Below are 16,910 nucleotides of genomic sequence, written 5' to 3'. Positions count from 1 at the left end.
AAGGCGTTTTCAGGGCCAAGTACAAGGAGGAGTAGCGAAATGAATGGATCGACCGTGCTGGTGACGCTGACCTATGGCGACCGCCTGCAATACCTGGAGGAACTGCTGGCCCGCGCCTTCCGCGAGCCGGAGATCAGCCGCGCCATCGTCGTCAGCAATGCCTCGGTGGCGGAGCTGGACCAGTTGTTCATGCTCTGGCCCAATCGCGTCCAGGTCATCGAGCTGGACAGCAACACCGGCTCGGCCAACGGCTACGCCGTGGGCATCGAGGCTGCGCTGAATACCGGCTGCGACTTCATCTGGCTGATGGATGACGACAACGCGCCGACGCCGGGGTCCTTCCCGCTGCTCAAGCAGCGCCTGATCGATTGCGCCTTGCGCCATGGCGCCGACAACACCGCCGTGCTGGGCTTTCGCCCGACCCACCAGGCCGACGTCGCTTCCGGCGTACCGACCCGCTTCATCGCGCCGCCGCGCTCCAGCTACTTCGGTTTCCACGTCCGCCAGCTGCCCTACAAGCTCTGGCGCCGCACGCCCTGGGGCAAGCCGAAGCCGCGCCCGGCGCAGCCGCTGCTGGAGCTGCCGTTCGCCTACTACGGCGGGCTGCTCGGCCACGCCGACCTGTTCCGCCGCATCGGCCTGCCGCGCCGCGACCTGGTGCTCTACGCCGACGACACCGAATACACCTTCCGCATCGGCGCCCTGGGCGGCCATCTCTACCTGGTGCCCGAGGCCGGCCTGGACGACCTGGAGAACTCCTGGAACATCAAGGCGCGCACTTCCAACATCTACGAGACCTACCTGCTCGGCAGCTCCGACCTGCGCGCCTACTACGCCGCGCGCAACCAGGCCTGGTTCGACAAGAACCTTTGGGTCACCTCGCCGCTGATGTACCGCTTCAACCGCTGGGTGTTCATCCGCCTGCTGCACTTCTTCGCCCGCCGCCACGGTCGCTCCAGCCGCCTGGCCCTGCTGCTGCAGGCGATCCGTGACGGCGAGGCCGGCGCCCTGGGCATGAACCGGGCCTACCCGCTATGAGAGTGCTGCTGCTCAACACCCTCTACGCCCCGCACATCGGTGGCGGGGCGGAAGTCATGCTGCAGCACATGGCCGAGGGCCTGCGCGCTCGCGGCCATGAGGTGCGGGTGCTCTGCACCGGTCCGGACTCGGGCCTGCGGCGCGAGACGCTGAACGCTGTGCCGGTGCTGCGCGCTGGGGTGCGCAACCTTTACTGGCCGTTCGACGACAGGAGCTACGGCCCGCTGACGCGCCTCGCCTGGCACGCGCTGGACCGCTACAACCCCGGCATGCGCAATGTGCTGGCGAAGGTGCTGCGCGAAGTCGAACCGGACGTGGTGGTCTGCCACAACCTGTCGGGCTGGTCGATCTCCGCGTGGGATGCGATCCGCGCCGCCGGCCTGCCCATCGTGCAGATCCTCCATGACCAGTACCTGACCTGCCCGCGCGGGGTGCGCTTCCACAAGGGCCGCCACTGCGAGCGGCAATGTGCGCCTTGCGCGCTGCTGCGTCGCTCCCATGCCGCGGCTTCGCGCGAGGTCGATGCGGTGGTCGGCGTCAGCCGCTACCAGCTCAATGCGCTGCTCGACGCCGGCTACTTCGCCGGCAGCCAGGGCCACGTGGTCTACAACGGCACGCCGGTGGCGGAGGTGGCCCCTGCGGGAGCGGCCGGAGTGCGTCGTCCGCTGCGTTTCGGCTTCATCGGCGCGCTGACGCCGAACAAGGGCGTGGAGTGGCTGATCGAGCAGTTCCAGGCGCGCGCCGGGGATGCCTCGCTGCTGATCGCCGGCCGTGGCGAGCCTGACTACGTGAACCAGCTCAAGAGCCTCGCCGACCCCCAGCGCGTGCACTTCGTCGGCTACCGCAAGGCGGCCGAGTTCTTCGGCGAGATCGATGTCGCCGTGGTGCCCAGCCTGTCGCCGGAATCCTTCGGCCTGGTGGCGCTGGAGGCCTGCGCCCACCACTTGCCGGTGATCGCTTCGGGCCTGGGCGGCCTGAGTGAAATCGTCCAGGACGGAGTCAACGGCCTGCTCTGCTCGCCCGGCCAGCCAGCCTCGCTGGGCGATGCCATCGCCCGCCTGGTGCAGGACCCGGCGCTGCGCCAGCGCCTGGCCGGGCGCGCCCGTGAAGCCGTGGCGCCAATGCTCAGCGTGGAGCGGATGCTCGACGAGTACGAAGCCATCCTTCGCCACACCCTTCTCACCCGTGGAGTCCAGCATGGAACTGCAATCCCCGTATCCACGCTTTGAGCTCGACCGCCGGGTGACCTTCGATCGCTCCCTGCTGGCGCTCGGGGTGCTGGTGGCCTTGCTGCTGGTGGAAACCTTCAACGGCGCGCTGCGCTTCTATACCGACCAGGCCGGGCTGTCGGCCATCGTCTATCTGCCCAAGGTTGCCTGTGTGGTCGCGGTGGCCTGGGAGCTGTTCACCCGGCCGCAGCAGCGCGGCCTGTGGCTGTTGCTGATCCTCGCGGCGGCCTCCCTGCTGCTCGGCCGGCTGCATGGTGCCGAGTTCAAGAGCGGCTTCTTCTCGGTGTTCATCTACGCGCCACTGCTGTTCGGCCTGCTCTGCGGCCCCTACCTGGAAATGCACCGCAAGGCACTGGGCTGGTTCATTTTCTTCTGCCTGATCGCGTCCCTGCTGGGCATTGCCCTGGACCTCACCATCAACGTGCCGTGGAAGGGTTACACCTACTCCATGGGCGGCGTCGAGATCAGCGGCAACCGCTCCTGGAGCGCCTACGGCCTGGACCGCATCGCCGGCTTCTCGCGGATGTCCTCGAGCCTGGCGATGATGCTGGCGATCTTCAGCCTGTACCTCGGTTCGTTCCGCCTGGCGCTGCCGGTGCGCGGGCTGATCTACCTGATTGCGCTGGTGGGCATAGTGCTGACCACCAACAAGTCTTCCGCCGGCGCCTTCTTCTTCGCCCTGATGGTGATGAGCATCAGCCGCCAGCGCCTGCTGTTCCTGCTCGCCGCGCTGCTGGTGGTGCTCGGTGCGCTGCTGCTGCCGCTGTACGGCATCTACTCGCACGTCGATCCGTACCTGGCCAGCGCCACCGGCGACAACCTGATGGGCTCGATGATCGATCGCCTGGTCAACACCTGGCCGAACCTGATCAAGGTGATGGACTACAACGGCTGGATCTACACCGGCGCCGGGCTGGGCATGACCGGCAGCGCCTACGCGGCCTTCCCGATCTTCGGCGTCGAGCAACTGGCGGTGGCGGACAACTCGCTGCTCTACCTCTGGTGCCTGTTCGGCGTCGCCGGGGTCGCGCTGTACCTGCTGGCCGTGCCGATGCTGATGCGCCTGCAGCGCCAACCCGGCCGTGAGGCCCGCGCGCTGCTCGGCATCGCCTACTGCATCCTGCTCATCGGCTGGACCAGCGACGTGCTCGAATCGCCGATCCCCAGCCTGTTCCTCGGCCTGGCCATCGGCCGCGCCCTGCGCCTGCCGGGAGAGACCGCGCCGCAACCGGCGCCACGTACCCTGCGCCTGCAGGGCGGCATGCTCAGCCTGCTGGCCTGCGCGCTGCTGCTCGGCGGCCTGTTGCAATCGCCGCCCGGCATGGCCAAGGAAGCGCCGGTGGAAAACCTCGGCCCGGCGGAATTCATCGTCGGCGCCAGCACCCACCAGAACATCCGCGCCGGCAACCGCGACGGCATCAACCGCCTGGCCCGCGAGGCCGGCATCCTGTCGTTCCGCGACGATGCCTACTGGTCCAGCGTCGAGCGCGAGCGCGGCGTTCTGTCCATCGACGCCGCTTGGCGCGCGCAGCTGCGCAGCACCCGCAGCCTGGGGATAGATACGCTGCTGATCCTGGGCAACGAGAACCAGTTCTACGGCAACGCCAAGCCGCGCGACGACGCCTCCCGCGAGGGCTATTTGCGCTACGTGCGCTACGTGGTGCGCAGCTTCAAGGGGCAGGTCGCGTTCTACGAAGTGTGGAACGAGTGGGACTCGGAAAACGCCACCGACAAGGACTTCAGCGACGACTACCTGACCCTGGTGCGCGCGGCCGCCAAGGTGATCCGCGAGGAAGACCCGCAAGCCCGGGTGCTCGCCGGCGCCGTCACCCTCAAGGGCATCCGCCAGGGCTTCGCCGAGCGCATCGCCGGGGGCGGCGTGCTGGATGTCGTCGACGGAATCTCGCTGCATCCTTCGGTGTATTGCGAGGGCGAAATGTCCACCCCCGAAGCCTGGCTGGGCTGGTTCCAGGGCGTGAACCAGAAGCTGGAAAAGGCTGCCGGCAAGCCGGTGCCGCTGTACTTCACCGAGTTCAGCTGGCCGGCCCACGAGGGCGATTGCGGCATCAGCCGCGAGCGCCAGGCCGCCTACCTGGCCCGCGCCTACGTGCTGCTGCGCAGCCTGCCGAACGTGAAGGGCGCCTGGTGGTACGACCTGGTGGACGACGGCATCGACCGCACGGACATGGAGCACAACTTCGGCCTGCTCACCGCCAGCGGCCAGCCCAAGCCCGCCTACCACGCCATGGCCAGCATCGCCGACATCATCGGCCGCTACCGCTTCGTCGGCCGCGTGCAGAACCAGGACCCGAACGTCTACCTGCTGCGCTTCGCCAAGGCCAGCGAGGAAATCCTGGTGGCCTGGACCCTGGGCCACGAGCAGACCCTGAACATCACCAGCAAGCCCGGCAGCAGCGACACCCTCTGGCGCCTCGACGCCGTCGAGGGAATCGCCCGCCGCGACGGCCGGCCGGTGCCCTGGCAGTGCCCCGAAGGCGGTGGCGACTGCCAGGCCAGCATCCGCATCGACGCCTCGCCCACCCTGGTGCGCAGTGCGTCGACCCCGCAACTGTCGTTGCGCTGACCCCCTCGCGGAGAACCCTCATGATCGTGATCAACGCGCGTTTCCTCACCCAGCAGGTGAGCGGTGTGCAGCGCTTCGCCGAGCAGATCTCGCTGTCGCTGGCGCGGCTGCGCAGCGACCTGCATTTCGTCGCGCCGCCCGGTGAAATCCTCCGCCCGGACATCGCCCGCCAGCTGAACGTCGAGCAGATCGGCCAGCGCAGCGGGCACTTCTGGGAGCAGGTCGACCTGCCGCTGTGGCTGGCCCGTCACGGCCGGCCGCTGCTGGTCTCGCTGTGCAGCACGGCGCCGCTGGCCTATTCGAGGCAGGTGGTGACGCACCACGACATCACCTACGTGCGCCACCCGCAGAGCTTCTCTTGGAAGTTCCGCGCGCTGTACAGCCTGATGATCCCGCTGATGCTGCGCCGCTCGCTGGCGCAGGTCACGGTCAGCGAGTTCTCCCGCCGGGAAATCGCCACGCACTACGGCGTCGATCCCCAGGGCATCCATGTGATCGCCAATGCGGTGTCCGCCGAGTTCTGCACCGGCCTGGAGCCGACGTTGCTGGAGCGCCCCTATGTGCTGGCGGTGTCCTCGCCGGCCGCGCACAAGAACTTCGCCCGGCTGATCGAAGCCTTCCGCCTGCTCGGCGACCTTGACGTGGAACTGCGCATCGTCGGCGCCGCCAATCGCAGCTTCGTCGATGCGCAACTGCAGCAGAGCGGGCAGGGCGACCGCGTGCGCTGGCTGGGCCGGCTGGACGATGACCAGCTGATCGAGCAGTACCGCAACGCCGCCGTCTTCGCCTTCCCGTCGCTGTACGAAGGCTTCGGCATCCCACCGCTGGAAGCGCAGGCCTGCGGTTGCCCGGTGGTGGCCGCGCGCAGCGCCTCGATCCCCGAGGTGCTGGGCAACTCGGTGCTGTATTTCGACCCGCTCGATCCGCCGGGCATGGCCAAGGCCCTGCGCCGCGTGCTGCTCGACCACAAGCTGCGCGCCGACCTGCGCCGCCTGGGGCAGGAGAACGTGCTGCGCTACTCCTGGGATATCTCCGCGCTGAGGCTTTCCAGCCTGATCGACACCTTTCTGATGGAGCGCTCGGACTACCCGGCGCGCTTCGACGCCAAACAGATCGCCAAGCAAGGAGGCAGATCATGAAGGGCATCATCCTCGCCGGCGGCTCCGGCACCCGCCTGCATCCCATCACCCTGGGCGTGTCCAAGCAGCTGCTGCCGATCTACGACAAGCCGATGGTCTACTACCCGCTGTCGGTGCTGATGCTTGCCGGCATCGATGACATCCTGCTGATCTGCACGCCGACCGACCTTCCGAACTTCCGTGCCCTGCTGGGCGACGGCGAGCAGTTCGGGGTGCGCCTGCAATACGCCGTGCAGCCCTCGCCGGACGGCCTGGCACAGGCCTTCCTGATCGGCGCCGGGTTCATCGGTGACGACTCGGTGTGCCTGGTCCTGGGCGACAACATCTTCTATGGCCAGGGCTTCACTGAAACCCTGCGCGAAGCCGCCGCGCGCACCCGCGGGGCCACGGTGTTCGGCTATCAGGTGGCCGACCCGGCACGCTTCGGCGTGGTGGAGTTCGATGCCGATGGCCGCGTGCTTTCCATCGAGGAAAAGCCCCGCGTCCCGCGCTCCAACTACGCGGTCACCGGCCTGTATTTCTACGACAACCGCGTGGTGGAGATGGCCCGGCAGATCCGCCCCTCGGCCCGTGGCGAGCTGGAAATCACCGACATCAACAACCTCTACCTGGAGCTGGGCGAGCTGCACGTGAGCCTGCTCGGTCGCGGGTTCGCCTGGCTGGACACCGGCACCCACGAGTCGCTGATGGAAGCCGGCCATTTCGTGCAGACCATCGAGGAGCGCCAGGGACTGAAGGTCGCCTGCCTGGAGGAGATCGCCTTCCAGCAGGGCTGGCTCAGCGAGACGCTGCTGGCGCTGCAGGCCGAGCGCCTGAGCAAGACCGGCTATGGCCGCTACCTGCAGCAACTGCTGCTGGACAAGCGACAGTGAACCCGCACCCGGCGAGCCCGCGGAGGGCTGGCCGGCACTGCGCCCGATAACGGACTGCGATGCAGCGGCGCCAGGAGCGACGCCGGCAGTCGAGAGGTCATCATGCCCAACAAGACGAAAGGAATCCTGCGTGCGCACCAGTCGCTGATCTCCCTGGCGCACCGCCTGAGCGACATCCTGGTGATCGTCCTCACCGGGGTCGTGCTGCTCGGCGCCGGCAATGGCGTGCTGGATGCACAGATCTGGGTCTCGGTGCTGCTCTGCGTGATGCTGTTCCACTGGCTCGGCGAGCTGAACCAGCTCTACGGCTCCTGGCGCGGCGAGTCGCTGCTGCGCGAATCGCTGAGCGTCACCCTCTACTGGTCGCTGGCATTCTTCGCCGTGCTGCTGCTGGACATCTCCCTGCGCCACGTCGAGCTGGAAGAACCCCGGCGCCTGGGCTGGTTTGCCGCTGCGCTGCTGATCATGTGCGGCTATCGCCTGGCGATCCGCATGCTCCTGCGGGTCGCCCGCCGCCACGGCTTCAACAGCCGCAACGTGGCGATCTACGGTACCGGCGAAGTCGGCGCCAGGCTGGCCGAGACCATCCTCGCCGCACCCTGGATGGGCCTGCGCCTGATCGGCTTCTACGACGACCGCCCGCAGCAGATGGAGCTGGGCGAGCGGGTGCCGGTGAAAGGCGACCGCCTGGCGCTGATCGAGGCCGCCCGTTCGGGGCAGATCGACAAGGTCTACCTGACGCTGCCGCTGTCCCGCGAGCCGCTGCTCAACGAGCTGATCCGCGAGTTGTCGGACACCACGGTATCGGTCTACCTGATCCCCGACCTGTTCATGTTCGACCTGCTGCACGCGCGCAGCGAAAGCATCAACGGGCTGGCCACCATCAGCATCTTCGACACGCCCATGGACGGCCCCAACGCCGTGCTCAAGCGCATCGAGGACGTGGTGCTGGCTTCGCTGATCCTGCTGCTGATCGCCGTGCCCATGCTGCTCATCGCGATTGCCGTGAAGCTCACCTCGCGCGGCCCGGTGCTGTTCCGCCAGACCCGCTACGGCATGGATGGCCGGCCCATCCGCGTCTGGAAATTCCGCAGCATGACGGTCATGGAGGACGGCGCCGCCGTCACCCAGGCCTCGCGCAACGATTGCCGCATCACCCCGCTGGGCGCCTTCCTGCGGCGCACCTCGCTGGATGAATTGCCACAGTTCTTCAACGTCTTGCTCGGCGACATGTCCGTGGTCGGCCCCCGCCCCCACGCCGTGGCGCACAACGAGCAATACCGGCGTCAGGTCAGCCGATACATGCTGCGTCACAAGGTCAAGCCGGGGATCACCGGCTGGGCCCAGGTGAACGGCTGGCGTGGCGAAACAGACACCCTGGAGAAGATGCAGAAGCGCATCGAGTTCGACCTGGACTACATCGAGAACTGGTCCGTCTGGTGGGACCTGAAGATCGTCCTGCTGACCCTGTTCAAGGGTTTCGTACACCGCAATGCCTATTGAGTTTCCACACAAGCTTCAAGGAAGGATTGCCATGAAAAACCTGCTCGCTTTCAGCTTTGTAGTCGGCAGTCTGGCGCTACAAGGCTGCGTGTTCTCTCCCGGTCAGCACATGACGGATTCCGATATCCAACGCGAGGCACGCAAGGAGGGAATGAACATCACCCTCGTGCCGATCACGCCCCAGGTGCTGCAACGCCAGGAGGCCGCGTTCGCCGCCAAACCCGGTGTACCTGCGGAGTTGCTCAACTACCGTCCTCCCCAGGAGGACTACGTGATCGGCGGCGGCGACGTGCTGCTGGTGACCGTCTGGGACCACCCCGAACTGACCAGCCCCGGCTCTACCCAGCAGATGGAAGCCAACGGCCGCGTGGTCGGCGCCGACGGCAACATCTTCTTCCCCTATGCCGGCGTCGTGCGCGCCGAAGGGCAGACCCCGGCGCAATTGCGTTCGAGCCTGGCCCGGCGGCTGGCGAACAAGGGCATAGTCGATCCGCAGGTGGACGTTACCGTGTTGCGCTACGCGAGCCAGTTCGTGGTGCTCTCGGGGGCCTTCCAGAACGGCGGCCAGGTCGAGCTGAACAACACACCCACCACCCTGGTGCAGGCGGTCAGCAAGGCCGGTGTGATCGCCGGCGAGGCCGACCTGTCCGGGTTGACCTTCAAGCGCGACGGCCGCGAGTACGTGATCGACGTCGATGCGCTGAACCGCAGCGGGTCGACCCTGAGTGGCATCTACCTGAAGAAGGGTGACCAGATCCACCTGCCCTACAACGACCGCAAGAAAGTCTACGTGGTGGGCGAGGTTGAACGTCCGCAAGTGGTCACCTACCGCACCACCGGGCTGTCGCTGCTCGAGGTGCTCGGCAACGCCGGCGGCCTCGCCCCGGAAACCTCCGACGGCGATTCGGTCTACGTGATCCGGGGCAACCCGGAACCGGTCGCCGGCACTGCGCCGGGCACCTTCCAGGCGCAGGTCTTCCACCTGGAAGCCAAGCGCCCGACGGCCTATGCCCTGGCCAAGGAATTCGCCATGCAGCCGCAGGACGTGGTGTTCATCGGCCCGGCCAACATCACCCGCTGGAACCGCTTCATCAGCCAGCTGCTGCCGTCGGCCAACATCGTCAGCACCAGCGCCGCGATTGGCGGCAACTGACCGCTACCCGTACTCCCGGCACTGCCCGCTGTGTTGGGGAAATTTCCCACTACAGCGGGTGGATCGCTGGAATCGACTCCGCACCGGGTGATGGCCATTATCGGCCGTCATCGGGTGCAGGGACGCACCACTCCTAGGCGGACCCGCTCCGCCGCTCTCCTTGGGGGCCTTCCCCTAGCACAAGGCCCCAAACCCGCCCGCGTTGCAGCGCCGGCGGGTTTTTTTTGCCTGGCGTTCCGGCGGCGGATTTCCGCAGCCCGAATGCCGTTGGAGGTACCTCCAGCGGTGGACTGCGTCGCGCTGGCGAGAGGTGTATCATATATTCCATAAAGAAATTACATATTAATAATTAATTCTTTTTGGATTTATCGCCGTTCTTTTATCGTTGCCCTGCGTTGCCGCGAGCTGTCTCGGACGGAGCGGAAGAGGTTGGCGGTTAACCGCCAGCCTGGGGTGATGGTGTGGCGGTTTTCCGCTGATCCGGCCTGGGGTAAGGCTCGTCGAACGAGTTGGAGGCCGGAAAAACGGGGGTGTTCGACAGGGCTGGCCGGTTGGCCTGGGGATTGCCTTGTCAGCTGGCGAATGCCTGAAGGCATCGCCACAACAACAAGACACGAGAATCGATTCATGCCCTTCCCATCTTCTGCCGTCTCCCTGTCCGCCTGCCTGCGCTTCGTTCCCGCCTAGCGGGGCGTCGAAACAACCAACGAATCCTGCATGCCCGTCGTGCCAGCCACGCCGCGGCCGCTGCCTGCCATTCGGTCGGACTCCCGGGGGAGCCAGTCGTTGTCGCGAATGGCGTGTTTCCAAGATCAATAAAATGGGGAAATTCCAATGAAAAGCCGCACTCTCACGCAATCGGGTCTCGCGCTCGCCATCGCCGCCGCCGGCCTCGCGCAATCCGCCGTCGCTGCCGGGTTCATCGAAGACAGCAAGGCCAACCTGACGCTGCGCAACTTCTACATCAACACCGACAACCGCAACGGCACCGCCGAGCCGAGCAAGCAGGAAGAGTGGGGCCAGGGCTTCCTGCTCAACTACACCTCCGGCTTCACCGAAGGCACCGTGGGCTTCGGCGTCGATGCCCTGGGCCTGCTGGGCGTGCGCCTGGACAGCGGCAAGGGCACCCATTACAACCCGACCAGTTCGGCCTTCTCCGGTACCGTCTTCCCCACCGACAGCGACGGCCGCGCAGTGGATGATTTCGCTCACCTGGGCGCCACCGGCAAGGTGAAGGTCTCCAACACCCTCCTGCAATACGGCACCCTGCTGCCCAAGCTGCCGGTCGTGACCTACAACGACGGCCGCCTGCTGCCGCAGACCTTCGAAGGTGGCCAGGTCACCTCGAACGAGTTCAAGGACCTGACCCTGCTCGGTGGTCAGCTGGAACACATGAAGGGCCGTAGCTCCAGCAACAACGAAGGCCTGTCGATCGCCGGCGCCAACAACGCCCAGACCGGCCAGTTCGTCAACAAGTTCTACTACGGCGGCGCCGACTACAAGCTGACCAAGGACCTGACGCTGCAGTACTACTACGGCAACCTGCAGGACTTCTACAAACAGCACTTCCTCGGCCTGCAACACAACTGGGCGATCGGCCCGGGCGTCTTGAAATCCGACCTGCGCTACTTCCACAGCAGCGACGACGGCAAGAACGGCCACGACAAGACCTACTACACCAACGGCTACTACGGTAACGGCGTAACCAAGGGTGAAGTCGACAACCGCGCCTGGAGCGGCCTCTTCACCTACACCGTCAGCGGCCACAGCTTCGGCGCCGGCTACCAGCAGCTCAGCGGCGACAGCGACTTCCCGTTCATCAACAACGGCGATGGCGCTACTGCCTACCTGATCACCGACGTGCAGATCGGCAAGTTCCTGCGCGCCGGCGAGCGTACCTGGCAGGTCCGCTACGGCTACGACTTCGCCCAGGCCGGCCTGCCGGGTCTGACCTTCCAGACCCTGTACCTGCACGGCGACAACATCGACACCAAGTACGGCGACAAGAGCGAGTGGGAGCGTGACATTTCCCTGGCCTACGTGATCCCGGACGGCACCTTCAAGGGCCTGGGCTTCACCTGGAAGAACGCCGCCCTGCGCAGCGGTCTGCCGACCACCGGCTCGGGCACCGCGACCCAGCGCGACCAGGACGAGAACCGCCTGATCGTCAGCTACACCATCCCGCTGCTGTAATTCCTGCGGGCTGGAAAAAGCCGCCGACCTCGCAAGAGGCGGCGGCTTTTTCACATGCGTTTGCTGCTCTTTGTAGGAGCGAGCTTGCTCGCGAACGGCTCCATGCCGGGGCTGTTCGCGAGCAAGCTCGCTCCTACAGGGATTGCCCTCTGCACCATGAAAAAGGCCGTCGCCCTTGCAGGCGACGGCCTTTTTTCATGACAGCGAATCAGCGCTTCTGCGGCGCCGGTTGCTGCTGGGTGATGCAGTGGATGTTGCCGCCGCCCAGGAGGATCTCGCGGCCCGGCACCATGACGATCTCGTGCTCGGGGAAGATGCGTTTCAGGGTCGCCTCGGCTTCGGCGTCCGCCGGGTCGTCGAAGCGCGGGGCGATGATGCCGCCGTTGACGATCAGGAAGTTGACGTAGGAGCCGGCCAGGCGGATCGACGGATCGCGCGGCTGGGTGCCGATCACCAGGTCGATGCCTTCGCACTCGGCTTCGGTGGCGTGGATCGGGCCGGGGATGACGATCTTGTGCACGGTCAGCTGGCGGCCCTTGGCGTCACGGGCGGTCTCCAGCACGCGCATGGCGGCCTGGCAGCGTTCGTAGTTCAGGTCGTTGACGTCATCGGTCCAGGCCAGCAGCACTTCGCCCGGGCGCACGTAGCAGCAGAAGTTGTCGACGTGGCCATCGGTCTCGTCGTTGAACAGGCCGTCCGGCAGCCAGATCACCGTGTCGATGGCCAGGTGTTCGCGCAGCACGTCCTCGATTTCCTCGCGGCTCATGTGCGGGTTGCGGTTGTGGTTGAGCAGGCATTCCTCGGTGGTGATCAGGGTGCCTTCGCCGTCCACGTGGATGGAGCCGCCTTCGAGCACGAAGCCTTCGGTGCGGTAGCCGTCGCAGCGCTCGATGCCGAGGATCTTGCTCGCCACCTGGTCGTCGCGGTGCCACGGGAAGTACAGGCCGCCTTCCAGGCCGCCCCAGGCGTTGAAGGTCCAGTCCACGCCGCGCACGTCGCCCTTGTCGTTGATGACGAAGGTCGGGCCGGTGTCACGCACCCAGGCATCGTCGTTGCTGATTTCCACCACGCGGATGTTGGCCGCGTCGGCCAGCTGGGCGCGGGCGTTCTCGTACTGGCCGGCGGAGACGCCGATGGTTACCGGTTCGAAGCGGGCGATGGCGCGGGCCACGGCGCTGAAGGCGGCCTGCGCGGGCTTGCCGCCCAGGCGCCAGTTGTCCGGGCGCTCGGGCCAGACCATCCAGGTCTGGGTCTGGGGTTCCCATTCCGCCGGCATGCGGAAGCCATCGGCGCGGGGAGTGCTGGTCAGCGTGGTCATGGGGCGGTCCTTGAAGGTTGCTTCGCGGAAGGTAAGGCGGATATCCATCGATGGGTATCGCTGCGCTCCACCCATCCTACGAGGTGGGTCATGTCATTCAGGAGGTCGTCGCCGTCGAGCGTTGCAGGAAGGCCAGTATAGGTTGCCCGCCAGGGCTACGCGGCGAAGCGTTTCCGGATGGGGAATTTATATCCGATAAAAATCGGTTTATGAAGGGCGATATTGAAATATTTCGCCCGTCTATCCGGATATCTATCGGATAAAAATCGACTATTTCAGAGGCGACGGTCGTTTTGGCAGGCAGGGCGGCAGGTACAGCGAGAGGTAGGCGTCGATGACCCGCATGCCCTCTTCGGCGAGGCGCTCGGTGATCTGCCCGTGGCGCTGCACGGCGAGGGCGTAGACGCGGTCGCCCAGCTCGATGGCCAGGCTGAAGACTTCGATGTCCTGCGGCAGCGGCGGCAGCTCGAAGTGGCGTTCGAATAGCTCGCGCATGGCCTGGCCGAGCTGCACGTCGTGCTGGCTGTCGGCCTGGGTGACTTCGGCGAGGCCGTGGCTGGCAAGGATCAGCTGGCGCGCGGCGGCGTCCTCGGCATACACGGCCAGCGTGCGCTGTTCGACCAGCCGCGCGAGGTCGCGCCAGTCGCGCAGGGCGGCGTGGTCGACAGGCTGCTCCAGGCAGGCGCGGAAGGCGGCGTGCACGTCGCTGGTCAGCCCTTGCAACAGGGCCGGCACGCTGGGAAAGAAGTGATAGACGGAGGAGGGCGGGATGTCCGCGCGCTCGGCCACGGCATAGATCGACAGGCCCGCCGCTCCACTCTCGGCCAGCAGGGCGCGGGCAGCCTGGAGGATCACGGCGATGCGTGCCTGGCTGCTGGCGCGGGGCTTGCGAGTGGGAGAGGGAGCGGGCATGACGACCTCCGGAGCTGGGCGGCTATTGGACGCCAGCTCCGGGGTGCTCGGCAAGTCAGCTGCCGCCGTCGCGCAGCTTGCCCCAGACCTCGGTGATCACCGGGGCGGTCTTCTCCGGCGCGGTTTCCAGGGCGAACAGGCGGCGCTTGGTCTCCTGGTCCGGGTAGAGGCCGGGCTGGTCGCGCAGGGCGGCGTCGAGGAACTGCGCCGAATCCTTGTTGCCGTTGGGGTACAGGGTGGCGGCGGTGATCTGTGCGGCGACCTTGGGTTGCATCAGGTAGTCGATGAACTTCAGCGCCAGGTCCGGGTGTTCGGCGGTGCTGGGGATCACCAGGTTGTCGATGAACAGCACCGAGCCTTCCTGCGGCACCACGAAGCGCACCGGCTGGCCGGCGTTGGCCGCGCCCAGCGCGTCGCCGACCCAGGCCATGGCGACGCACAGCTTGCCGGCGTTGAGGTCCTGGATATAGCGCTCGCTGTCGATGTAACGCAGGTTCGGGCGCAGCTGCGCGAGGACCTCGCCGGCGCGGCGGATCTGCGACGGGGCGCTGCGGGCGAAGTTGCGGCCCTGGTAGTTCATCAGCACGGAGAAGGCTTCGTCCGGCGCATCCAGCAGGCTCATGCCGCAGCTTTTCAGGCGCTGGCTCTGCTGCGGGTCGAAGAGGATGCTCCAGCTATCGGGCAGCTTGCCGCCGTAGGCCTTCTCCGCTTCGGGTTCGTTGATCGCCAGGCCCACGGCGCCCCAGAGGTAGGGTACGGCGTGCTGGTTGTTGGGATCGACGGCGGCCAGCTTGCTCAGCAACTGGGTATCGAGGTGGCTGCGGTTGGGCAGCTTGCTGAAGTCCAGCGCCTGGATGCGCTTGTCGCGGATCAGCGCCGGCAGGTCGTTGTGCGAGGGCACGGCGACGTCGAACTTCTCACCGCTCTCCAGGGCCTTCTTGACCTCTTCGGCGGTGCTGTAGGTCGTGTATTCGACCCGGATGCCGGTGTCCTTCTCGAAGTCCTTGAGCACTTGCGGAGCGATGTAGTCGTTCCAGTTGTGGACGCGGATGACCGGGTCGGCCCAGGCGGACAGCGGACACAGCAGCATCAGAATCAAGGCGTACAGGCGTGGCATTGGCGTTCTCCCTGAATGAACCACGTAATCAGCGGACGCGGCACTCACTCGCCGCTCGAAAGCACAACAGCTGGAACACGACAGACGCGACGGCGCCCGGGCGGGCGGATGGAGACATCGCGGGCAGGAGGAGAGGCGGGCATGGATCGCAGCGGCGCCCCTCCTCGCCGTCACGATGCCGCTGTCCCCGGAAGTGCCAGAGGCACAAGGAAACGCCGGCACGGGGCCGGCGTTTCGTTTACCACTTATACGGTGTGCAAGTACCAGTTGTACTCAAGGTCGGAGATCGAGTACTCGAACTCCTGCATCTCATGCTCCTTGCACGCGACGAAGATGTCGATGTACTCGGGACTGATGTACTTGTTCATCACGTCGCTGTCGTCCAGCTCGCGCAGGGCATCGCGCAGGTTGTTCGGCAGGCTCTGTTCCAGTTGCTCGTAGGCGTTGCCTTCGATCGGCGCGCCCGGCTCGACCTTGTTGGTCAGGCCGTGGTGGACGCCGGCCAGTACTGCCGAGAGCAGCAGGTACGGGTTGGCGTCGGCACCGGCGACGCGGTGTTCCAGGCGCACCGCTTCCGGAGTGCCGGTGGGCACGCGCAGGGCGACGGTACGGTTGTCCAGGCCCCAGCTCGGCGCGTTCGGCACGAAGAAGGCCGAACCGAAACGGCGGTACGAGTTGACGTTCGGGCAGAGGAACGCCATCGACGCCGGCAGGGTCTCGAGCACACCGCCGATCGCGTGGCGCAACGCGGCGTTCTGCTCGGGATCCTCGCTGGTGAAGATGTTCTTGCCGTCCTTGTCGAGCAGCGAGACGTGGACGTGCAGACCGTTGCCAGCCTGACCCGGGTAGGGCTTGGCCATGAAGGTCGAGTCCATCTCGTGGTCGTAGGCGACGTTCTTGATCAGGCGCTTGAGCAGGACCGCGTAGTCGCAGGCCTTCAGGGCGTCGTCGACGTGGTGCATGTTGACTTCGAACTGGGCCGGGGCGCTTTCCTTGACGATGGCGTCGGCCGGAATGCCCTGGGCGCGCGCGCCGTCGATGATGTCCTGCAGGCAGTCGGCGTACTCGTCGAGGTCGTCGATGGAGTAGACCTGGACCGATTGCGGGCGCTTGCCGGAGATCGGCGAACGCGGCGGCTGCGGACGGCCGTTCACGTTCTCCTGGTCGATCAGGTAGAACTCCAGCTCGAAGGCCGCGACGATGGTCAGGCCGATGTCGGTGAACTTCTGTACGACCTGACGCAGCACTTCACGCGGGTCGGCGAAGAATGGCTGGCGCTCGTCCATCTCGTGCATGGTCATCAGCAGCTGCGCGGTCGGGCGCTTCTGCCAGGGCTCCATGGAGAGGGTGTTGGGGATGGGGAAGCAGACGCGATCCGCGTCGCCAATGTCCAGGCCGAGGCCGGTGCTTTCTACCGTGGAGCCGGTGATGTCGAGAGCGAAGAGAGAGGCGGGGAGGTTGATGCCTTTCTCATAGACTTTGGGCAGGTTGGTGCGTTCGATGCGCTTGCCGCGGACCACACCATTCATGTCTGCAATAAGGAGGTCGACGAATTGGACCTCGGGGTGTTCCTTCAGGAACTCACTCGCTTCATCGAGCGACACGGCACTCTGGGGTACCGACATGATGTAACACCTTTATTGTTAAAAATTTCAATCATTCGAAAGCTGAGGTGTGAGTCAATCCGAATTGGCAAGGGTTGTCAATGTCGCACCAAAATGGGGCGAGTCAGTCCTGACAGGCCGTTTTTGGGGCGTTTCGAGCGGCTTTTGTTAAGCGGAGAGCCTTTGGCGGCGGGCTGTTCAGTGGGGCGTGTTTGATTTTTTACATGGCTATTGTGTAAAAAAATGAA

Annotated in this window: 13 protein-coding genes; 9 read left to right on the top strand and 4 right to left on the bottom strand. The window is 65.9% G+C overall.

Features of this window, described 5'->3' with window-relative positions; genetic code table 11:
- Positions 1-39 precede the first annotated feature (39 nt).
- The 9 genes from ACCC94_RS05010 (at position 40) to ACCC94_RS04970 (ending at position 11,912) form a co-directional block, all read left to right on the top strand.
- The gene (locus ACCC94_RS05010) at positions 40-1,038 is read left to right on the top strand and encodes a glycosyltransferase (RefSeq protein WP_413348289.1); all 999 of its coding nucleotides are present in this window, start codon (positions 40-42) and stop codon (positions 1,036-1,038) included.
- Positions 1,035-2,267 carry a glycosyltransferase family 4 protein gene (locus ACCC94_RS05005; protein WP_413348288.1) on the top strand — a complete coding sequence of 411 codons (1,233 nt, stop codon included), beginning with the start codon at positions 1,035-1,037 and terminating at the stop codon, positions 2,265-2,267. Before ACCC94_RS05010 ends, ACCC94_RS05005 begins: the two co-directional genes overlap by 4 nt.
- A complete protein-coding gene (locus tag ACCC94_RS05000) occupies positions 2,236-4,851 on the top strand; it encodes a GH39 family glycosyl hydrolase (RefSeq protein ID WP_413348287.1) in 2,616 nt (871 codons plus the stop codon). The genes ACCC94_RS05005 and ACCC94_RS05000 overlap by 32 nt, the downstream gene beginning before the upstream one ends.
- 20 nt (positions 4,852-4,871) lie before the next feature.
- Positions 4,872-5,990 (top strand): glycosyltransferase family 4 protein, encoded by a 1,119-nt coding sequence (locus tag ACCC94_RS04995; protein ID WP_413348286.1) that lies wholly within the window; start codon positions 4,872-4,874, stop codon positions 5,988-5,990.
- On the top strand, positions 5,987-6,862 hold the full coding sequence (gene rfbA / locus ACCC94_RS04990; RefSeq protein ID WP_413348285.1) for a glucose-1-phosphate thymidylyltransferase RfbA: 876 nt from the start codon (positions 5,987-5,989) through the stop codon (positions 6,860-6,862). The genes ACCC94_RS04995 and rfbA overlap by 4 nt, the downstream gene beginning before the upstream one ends.
- A gap of 102 nt (positions 6,863-6,964) precedes the next feature.
- Positions 6,965-8,365, top strand: coding sequence for an undecaprenyl-phosphate glucose phosphotransferase (locus tag ACCC94_RS04985; RefSeq protein WP_413348284.1), 1,401 nt, complete (start codon positions 6,965-6,967; stop codon positions 8,363-8,365).
- Positions 8,366-8,396: 31 nt separating this feature from the next.
- A complete protein-coding gene (locus tag ACCC94_RS04980; RefSeq protein WP_413348283.1) occupies positions 8,397-9,518 on the top strand; it encodes a polysaccharide biosynthesis/export family protein in 1,122 nt (373 codons plus the stop codon).
- Between the two features lie 834 nt (positions 9,519-10,352).
- Positions 10,353-11,711 carry an OprD family porin gene (locus ACCC94_RS04975; RefSeq protein WP_413348282.1) on the top strand — a complete coding sequence of 453 codons (1,359 nt, stop codon included), beginning with the start codon at positions 10,353-10,355 and terminating at the stop codon, positions 11,709-11,711.
- A gap of 54 nt (positions 11,712-11,765) precedes the next feature.
- On the top strand, positions 11,766-11,912 hold the full coding sequence (locus ACCC94_RS04970; protein WP_413348281.1) for a hypothetical protein: 147 nt from the start codon (positions 11,766-11,768) through the stop codon (positions 11,910-11,912).
- A gap of 7 nt (positions 11,913-11,919) precedes the next feature.
- On the opposite strand, the gene aguA is transcribed toward ACCC94_RS04970, so the two are convergent.
- From aguA to ACCC94_RS04950, 4 genes are all read right to left on the bottom strand, one after another.
- Positions 11,920-13,029, bottom strand: coding sequence for an agmatine deiminase (gene aguA / locus ACCC94_RS04965; protein ID WP_413348306.1), 1,110 nt, complete (start codon positions 13,027-13,029; stop codon positions 11,920-11,922).
- A 270-nt stretch (positions 13,030-13,299) separates the two neighbouring features.
- Positions 13,300-13,941: a TetR/AcrR family transcriptional regulator gene (locus ACCC94_RS04960; RefSeq protein WP_413348280.1), complete on the bottom strand. Its 642-nt coding sequence runs from the start codon at positions 13,939-13,941 to the stop codon at positions 13,300-13,302.
- Between the two features lie 55 nt (positions 13,942-13,996).
- Positions 13,997-15,058: a polyamine ABC transporter substrate-binding protein gene (locus ACCC94_RS04955; protein ID WP_413348279.1), complete on the bottom strand. Its 1,062-nt coding sequence runs from the start codon at positions 15,056-15,058 to the stop codon at positions 13,997-13,999.
- Positions 15,059-15,303: 245 nt separating this feature from the next.
- Positions 15,304-16,683 (bottom strand): glutamine synthetase family protein, encoded by a 1,380-nt coding sequence (locus tag ACCC94_RS04950; RefSeq protein ID WP_413348278.1) that lies wholly within the window; start codon positions 16,681-16,683, stop codon positions 15,304-15,306.
- Positions 16,684-16,910: the final 227 nt, after the last annotated feature.

The sequence above is a fragment of the Pseudomonas sp. Pseusp97 genome (assembly GCF_047304025.1).
Classification (GTDB): domain Bacteria; phylum Pseudomonadota; class Gammaproteobacteria; order Pseudomonadales; family Pseudomonadaceae; genus Pseudomonas.
Note: the sequence above shows the minus strand (reverse complement) of the source record. Positions and strands in the feature narration are given on the sequence as shown.